A 6,430-nucleotide genomic window follows, 5' to 3' on the forward strand; every position below is an offset into this window, starting at 1 on the left:
GAGATGTGCGGCGATCGCAGAGGCCACCGCTGACTCCAACTTGCGTCCAGGCAGCCGCCATCCGGTCGGATCGCGTCCGTTGCTGATCAGCCGGTTGGAGACATAATAGGGATGGCGTTTACCGGCCTTGATGCAATGGGTGGGGGTTAACCGGTCACCGGTCTCATCCCGGAGCTTGCCGGTGAGCGGAGCGGCGTCCGTCTCGGTCTTGCGACCCCGCCGGCGCCGCGATGCCGCCTGCAGCTTCTCCTGGACCCTCTGCCACAGGTCGGGACCGATGATGGCAGGGTGCCGCCCGGGCCAAATCTTCTCCTTGTGGCGGATCTGGCCGAGGTAGACCGGGTTCGTGAGGATCTTGTGAATCTGGCCAGCGGAGAGAGGGCCACCGCCTTGTTTCCGACCCGAACGGAACTGATGACGCTTGGAACGCAACCCCATACGAGCGGCCACGCGTTCGACATCCGTGATCTTGCCTTGGTGGTCGTAGAGTTCGAACAGTGCTCGGATCGTCTTGGCCTCCATAGCATTGACGACGAGCTCCCGGACCTGTTTGTCGGGATGCGGATCATAGCCCAGCGGCGGCACACCTCCCATCCACATGCCCAGCTTCTTCGACGCTGCGATCTTGTCCCGGATTCGCTCAGCGGTGACCTCGCGCTCGAACTGGGCAAAAGACAGAAGCACGTTGAGCGTGAGCCGCCCCATGGAAGATGCGGTGTTGAAGGCCTGGGTCACGGAAACGAAGGAACAGCCCGCAGCTTCGAACCGTTCGACCAGACGGGCGAAGTCGGCCAGAGACCGCGTCAGGCGGTCGATCTTGTAGACCACCACCATGCCGATGCGGCCCGCGTCGATCTCAGACAGCAGCCGGGTCAGGGCCGGGCGCTCGAGGGTTCCGCCCGACACCCCGCCATCATCAAAGCGGGCCCGGGCCAGCACCCAGCCTTCGTGCTTCTGGCTGGCGACATAAGCCGAACACGCTTCGTACTGTGCATCGAGCGAATTAAAGTCCTGGTCCAGGCCGTCTTCTGAAGACTTACGGGTATAGATTGCGCAGCGGATCTTCGAAGGGGCCATCAGCGCCCGTCCTTCAAGCCGAAGAAACGGGGTCCCGACCACCGGGCCCCAGTAATGGCACGGGCCGTGGCAGAGAGGGATCGATACACCTCGCCATTCCAACGATACCCATGATCCAGAACGTCAACCGCATGGGTCACGCCGTTCCACTCGCGCAGCAGGCGCCCGCCGGGCTTGAGTGTCGGTGACGATGGCATTCGACCTGCCGCGACGCGGCGGTTGAGATCGGTGTCAAATCCCTTGGGCAAACCGCCATACCGGCGCGCCTGGACTTCGAAGGCGAGGAAGCGGCGCAGAAAGGACTGGCTGAGCCCCTTGGGGACAGGGGGGCCAAAGAGCGTGTTCCAGGCGGCGATCAGCGCCGCGCGGTCCATCGCCTCGATCTCGCTGATTGTTGGACCGGTCATGTCGCGGTCGGCTCCGCGGTGATCTTGTAGGTTGCGGTCCCACCGTTGGTATCGGGCGGCAGACGGTCGATCTTGTAACCGGCCTTGCGCAGTGTGCTGAGCGCGGCGCGCACCGAATGGGGTTGCCAGCCGGTGGCTTTCTGCAAGGCAATCAGATCGGCGCCAGCCTTGCGGGCCAGCATGCGGCGTACGAGCGCCGACTTGGTCTCAGGCTTCGATTTGGTTGTGAGATTTGGCATCCTGGTTTCCTCGGTTTTACGGGCCAGCACCCTGCCGGTCCTACCGAAGTACGCCCGGAGCCCGGGCGTGAGACCAATGACGCTCTGTTCGGAACAGAAGTCCAGTCGAAAGAGCGAGCGGACTTATGCCCCTTCTAAGCGTTGGTAAACCAACGATAATTCTCTTGACGCAGGGGGTTCTTTGGCGCAATGTGATGCCAACCCGTCGCAGAGGTCTTATCAGAAGAACTTTGCTTGAGCGGGGCAGGGCGGTTGCATAGCATTTAGGAATGACCAAACCTGCCACCTTCAAGTACTTCAAAACCAGTCCCGAGATCATCCGCCTGGCGGTGATGCTTTATGTCCGATTTCCGCTTTCGCTTCGAAATGTCGAAGATCTGCTGCATGAGCGAGGCATCGACGTGAGCCACGAAACCGTCCGATACTGGTGGAACAGGTTCGGCCCAATGTTTGCTTCTGAGATTAGACGCAAACGGGTCCAGCAACTTCGTGCATTCTCGAAATGGAAGTGGCATGTCGACGAGGTTTTCGTGAAGGTAAATGGCAAGCGACATTATCTGTGGCGGGCTGTGGATCAGGAAGGTGAGGTGCTGGAAGCCGTTGTCACCAAACGTCGAAACAAGGCTGCAGCACTTAAATTCCTCAGGAAATTAATGAAGCGGCACGGCAAAGCTGAAGAAGTAGTCACAGATCGCTTCGCATCCTACAAGGCGGCGCTCAGAGAAATGGGTGCACTGGAAAAGCAAATGACGGGCAGATGGCTCAACAACCGCGTTGAGAATTCTCATCTGCCGTTCCGACGACGAGAACGCGCCATGCAGCGCTTCAGGCGCATACGAAGTTTACAGAAATTCGCCTCCGTCCATTTCTCCGTCTACAATCACTTCAACCAGGAAAGATCGCTAACCAGCCGAGACACCTTCAAGCTGACACGCAGCGCCGCTCTTGCCGAGTGGCGCGAACTTGGCGCGGGATAAAGGACAGCGTCACTGGCCTACCAGAGACGAGTTCGAATTCGTCTGACAGCACCATCCGGAGAGCTTAAATCCTCATCTTTGAAAGCGAGAAAGATTTTTTCGCAGCGCCTCCTCTTTGTAGCGACCCCTGAATATTTGGCCCGTAATGGGATGCCAGCCTCGCTTGACGACTTGGATCAACATTTGCTGGTCAAACAGATCAGCGGCACTTGGGGGCGCACAAACCAGTTCCCGATTTCAAGCGAAACGGTGTCTTACTCCTTGCCAGAGCGTTTCGTTGTCAACTCTCCAAACGCGGCGAGGAACGCAATCCTTACAGGCGGGGCTGTGGGGTTGATCGCGGATTATCTGATTGAGGACATGATTTCGGACGGCCGAGTAGTTCGTATACTGCCCGAGTACGAGACTGTGGCACAGCCAATCTATGCAGTATTTGTGCACAGGAATTTCATGCCTGCAAAGGTCAGGGCCTTCATCGATCACATGACGGAAGCCTTGCGCAAAAACTGACGACTTCGTCAGCGACTAGGACGTAGGTCCTGTTAAAACCGAGGACCGGTTCCAGTCGCATTCTAGGCATTCGACAATGGTGCTCAGATGGCCGCGTCGACCCGGCGCGCCTCTAGGTTTAAAATCGGAACTCTGCTAAGCCCCCAAGAGCAGCGCAACAAGGGAGCACACCATGAAAATTCACCGCGCCGGGAACCGGCCCTCTCAATTTCCCGGCAATGAGTATTTCACCGGCACGGTCCGCTTTGATCCCGTTGTGACAGGGAATGATCCCTCGCCGGTCAAGATTCTTGCGGTGACTTTTGAGCCCGGCGCACGGACAGCTTGGCACACGCACCCTGCCGGTCAAACGCTGCATGTTTTGTCGGGCTTGGGCCTGGCTGGGTCTGAGGGGCAGCCAGTGCAGGAGTTGCGCCCTGGCGATACGGTGTGGTTCGCACCAGGAGAGCGGCATTGGCACGGCGCGTCGCCAGACTGTGCGATGACCCATCTGGCTGTGCAGACGTCTGTCGAGGGCAAGACTGCGGATTGGATGGAGCATGTCTCAGACGAGGATTACAGCGCAGCGCGCGCAGAATGAAGCGCGTGATCCCTACCGAGCAAGACGCAGCCGAGTAACCACTCCAGAGTCCTTCCTGACTCATTGTACGCCCATTAAAAGGGGGGTAACGGATTTTTTCGTCTCCGGAGCGCGGCCCTCGTTTCGTCCCTGAGAGGCCCGCACAGCGCGTTTTCACTTTTCTGGATTTCTGGCCTCCTCAACCACCCACTTACCCTGCAAAATCCCATCGCTGCAGAACGTCTCTCGCCCGTGCTATTTTCTGCGCGTTGGCCACAACCTCATGCTCTCCGCCGCGCACCTCCTCATCGAGCAGAAAAGGCTCCTCGTGCCCACATACATTGCAGGCAGCTTTCTCACCGGCAATCACCGAATCCGGCGATCCGCATTCCAGGCATCGTGCCTGGACGTCATCGTTGAACATATCGCGACCTCTCATTCGTTTACCGATTGCCAGAACCGGGACCGCCCGCCAGCATCGCTGATTGGCGCATCCGCTTGAACTCGTCTGGAGTGACGGCTCCGCTGCTGACATCGATTCCCTTTGGGATCCGCGCTCTCTTGTGCCCGATCGCGCGAACGCTGCCCCTTGTGATCTCCAGACAGGTTGACTCGTAGCATGTCAGCCCACTTGTGTTGATTTGGATGGTAGTCTGACCGTTCGCGTCAGTCACCAATGGAGCCTGGGGAGGTGGGCTGCACGCTGAAACCAGCAACGCGAACCCAGAATAAATCCATCTGTTCATACGAAATTCCCTTTTCTCTAAAATAGGCTGGAAGCTGTTCAGTCAAATCTGTCGGGTGTCAGCCTCGAACGCTTAGAAGACGCTCACGAATTATCATCGCTTGACCGCATCGAGTCCGAAGCGGGCGCCAAAGCAGCCGTCGCCAATGCCTGTTATCCTACCCTGCTTTGCCATAAGTCATCCGGAAAACCACAACTGGTTCGCGGATACCCTTGAGCGTAACCTCTCCTGCTGAGACCGACGGGAATTTGTCTTCCACGGCGATCGCCGCGCGGGTGCTGAGCAGTATCTCGCCGTCCTCGGCCCTATCGCAGAGACGTGCCGCCACGTTGATTGCAATGCCCGAGGCGGTGTCGTCTGATCGATCTTCATACCCGACCATGCCTACGGTTGCATATCCGAGCGATACGCCCACTCCGAACCCAAGTCTATGACCTAGCCGCTTCCATTGCTTGGACAACTCAACCATTTTCGCGCGCATCGCGACCGCGAGCCGAACCGCGTCACCGGCAGGATCCTCGCAGGGCAACGGGTCGTTAAACAGCACCATAATCCCGTCGCCCAAAGTAGACATTTGCTGCGGCTGAGCGAGTTAATGCTCTGAGCCCACTGCAGCCACTAAGTTACGCCAGCTTTCGAGGCAAAAATTGCACTCGACGCGTTATTTACCTTTGCATCTCCGGGAGTGCTTCCTGCAGTAGCCATTTGCGAACGGCGCGTACAGCTCTGCGTCTTCCCGCGCGTTGGTTCGTAGCTAGGTAATAGCCACCGAAATGAAGCTCTATGTCATTCAGGCGTACCAACGTTCCTGCTTTTTCCTCAGTTTGACATAGGTGCTGGTCCATTAGAACAGCACCCAGCCCCGCGACCGCGGATTGGATTGATAGGAGAGCCCCCAGGGGTTTTGGCAGATTGAGAACCGGAACCTCTTTCAAGCCAGATTCGCGAAACCATTCCGGCCAGAGGCGGAACGTCGCCTCTTCTATCAGCGGCCCTGACGCCAGCGCTGCAAGATTCAAGTCAGAGCCTGTGCCCGGGGCAATGCTTGGCGCAGCAAAGGCACTGACGAGAGATGGGAACAATAGGTCGTATCCTTCGGGTGGATCGACGCGCAGATATCTCAAGCCCAAATCAAAATCATGCGCTTCAATGTCCATAACATCTGTTGTTATCGAGAGGTCCAACTCTATGTCGGGATGCGCAGCTTTTAAACTTGGCAGTCTTGGTACTAGCCATTTTTGTGCCACGGCGCTCTCTGTAGTCATTGTGACAACACCTTTGGGTTCGGCGGTCAATGCGTCCGTTGCTTCGGCAATTCGATCAAGAGCAGGCGTAATCTGAGCCAAGTAGTCTTGCCCTTGCTCCGTGAGCGCGACACCAGATTTTTGGGTCCGGAAAAGATGTACATTCAGCCGTTTTTCCAACCCACGTATGTGACGGGAAATCGCTGAGTGCGACACGTTTAGCTCTTCTGCTGCACGGGTAAAGCTACCCAATCTTCCTGCGGCTTCAAAGGCACGAAGAGGATTTAAAGGGGGTAGGTTTCTTGGCATGAGGCATTGTGACTTTTTGGAACAATCCATGTCAAGAAACGGTGTTTGTCTGATGAGCCGTGTGCTGAGATTTTATGGGAGCGACCAACGATGGAGCATACCATGAAATACGCAGATACAAATGAGTTCACATCACAATTTGAACCCGCGATCTCCCGCTCAAAGAGCCCAAATTCGGTCCGTGAGAAGCTTAAATCAAGTTTGAAATCATTGATTGATCCGCCTTTCGATCCCACTCGGCTGACCCGGGTTGAACGGAGTGAAATGGGCATCACGGAGCACGATATCGAATGGCACAACGCCCTGCATGGTCCCTTGGTTAAATGAACAGAGCAGCCCTTTTTGCTAAACCGATAAGCGAG

General features: G+C 57.0%; 11 protein-coding genes. 4 read left to right on the forward strand and 7 right to left on the reverse strand.

Annotated elements, in window-relative coordinates:
- From AC2FNE_RS24160 to AC2FNE_RS24170, 3 genes are all read right to left on the reverse strand, one after another.
- On the reverse strand, positions 1-1,077 hold a 1,077-nt coding region (locus AC2FNE_RS24160; RefSeq protein ID WP_496806513.1), incomplete at its 3' end, for a recombinase family protein.
- Positions 1,077-1,484, reverse strand: a complete 408-nt coding sequence (locus tag AC2FNE_RS24165; RefSeq protein ID WP_496806514.1) for a DUF2924 domain-containing protein — start codon at positions 1,482-1,484, stop codon at positions 1,077-1,079. The genes AC2FNE_RS24165 and AC2FNE_RS24160, both read right to left, overlap by 1 nt.
- Positions 1,481-1,723 carry a DUF3489 domain-containing protein gene (locus AC2FNE_RS24170; RefSeq protein ID WP_496806515.1) on the reverse strand — a complete coding sequence of 81 codons (243 nt, stop codon included), beginning with the start codon at positions 1,721-1,723 and terminating at the stop codon, positions 1,481-1,483. Before AC2FNE_RS24170 ends, AC2FNE_RS24165 begins: the two co-directional genes overlap by 4 nt.
- 269 nt (positions 1,724-1,992) lie before the next feature.
- On the opposite strand from AC2FNE_RS24170, the gene AC2FNE_RS24175 reads away from it, so the two are divergent.
- The 3 genes from AC2FNE_RS24175 (at position 1,993) to AC2FNE_RS24185 (ending at position 3,790) form a co-directional block, all read left to right on the forward strand.
- On the forward strand, positions 1,993-2,700 hold the full coding sequence (locus AC2FNE_RS24175; protein ID WP_496806516.1) for an IS6 family transposase: 708 nt from the start codon (positions 1,993-1,995) through the stop codon (positions 2,698-2,700).
- Positions 2,701-2,742: 42 nt separating this feature from the next.
- Entirely contained in the window at positions 2,743-3,210 is a 468-nt protein-coding gene (locus AC2FNE_RS24180) for a substrate binding domain-containing protein (RefSeq protein WP_496806523.1), read from the forward strand.
- Positions 3,211-3,382: 172 nt separating this feature from the next.
- Entirely contained in the window at positions 3,383-3,790 is a 408-nt protein-coding gene (locus AC2FNE_RS24185) for a (R)-mandelonitrile lyase (protein ID WP_496806517.1), read from the forward strand.
- 190 nt (positions 3,791-3,980) lie between these two features.
- Here AC2FNE_RS24185 and AC2FNE_RS24190 read toward each other — a convergent pair whose 3' ends face one another.
- The 4 genes from AC2FNE_RS24190 to AC2FNE_RS24205 all read right to left on the reverse strand — a co-directional run bounded on the left by AC2FNE_RS24190 (position 3,981) and on the right by AC2FNE_RS24205 (position 6,098).
- Positions 3,981-4,193: a hypothetical protein gene (locus tag AC2FNE_RS24190; protein WP_496806518.1), complete on the reverse strand. Its 213-nt coding sequence runs from the start codon at positions 4,191-4,193 to the stop codon at positions 3,981-3,983.
- A 19-nt stretch (positions 4,194-4,212) separates the two neighbouring features.
- Positions 4,213-4,515 (reverse strand): hypothetical protein, encoded by a 303-nt coding sequence (locus AC2FNE_RS24195; RefSeq protein WP_496806519.1) that lies wholly within the window; start codon positions 4,513-4,515, stop codon positions 4,213-4,215.
- A gap of 157 nt (positions 4,516-4,672) precedes the next feature.
- A complete protein-coding gene (locus AC2FNE_RS24200; RefSeq protein ID WP_496806520.1) occupies positions 4,673-5,089 on the reverse strand; it encodes an adenylate/guanylate cyclase domain-containing protein in 417 nt (138 codons plus the stop codon).
- A 91-nt stretch (positions 5,090-5,180) separates the two neighbouring features.
- Positions 5,181-6,098: a LysR substrate-binding domain-containing protein gene (locus tag AC2FNE_RS24205; RefSeq protein WP_496806521.1), complete on the reverse strand. Its 918-nt coding sequence runs from the start codon at positions 6,096-6,098 to the stop codon at positions 5,181-5,183.
- Between the two features lie 72 nt (positions 6,099-6,170).
- Here AC2FNE_RS24205 and AC2FNE_RS24210 point away from each other — a divergent pair, with 72 nt between their 5' ends.
- Positions 6,171-6,395, forward strand: coding sequence for a hypothetical protein (locus tag AC2FNE_RS24210; RefSeq protein WP_496806522.1), 225 nt, complete (start codon positions 6,171-6,173; stop codon positions 6,393-6,395).
- Positions 6,396-6,430: the final 35 nt, after the last annotated feature.

It is taken from the genome of Ruegeria sp. YKSD179 (genome assembly GCF_059612885.1).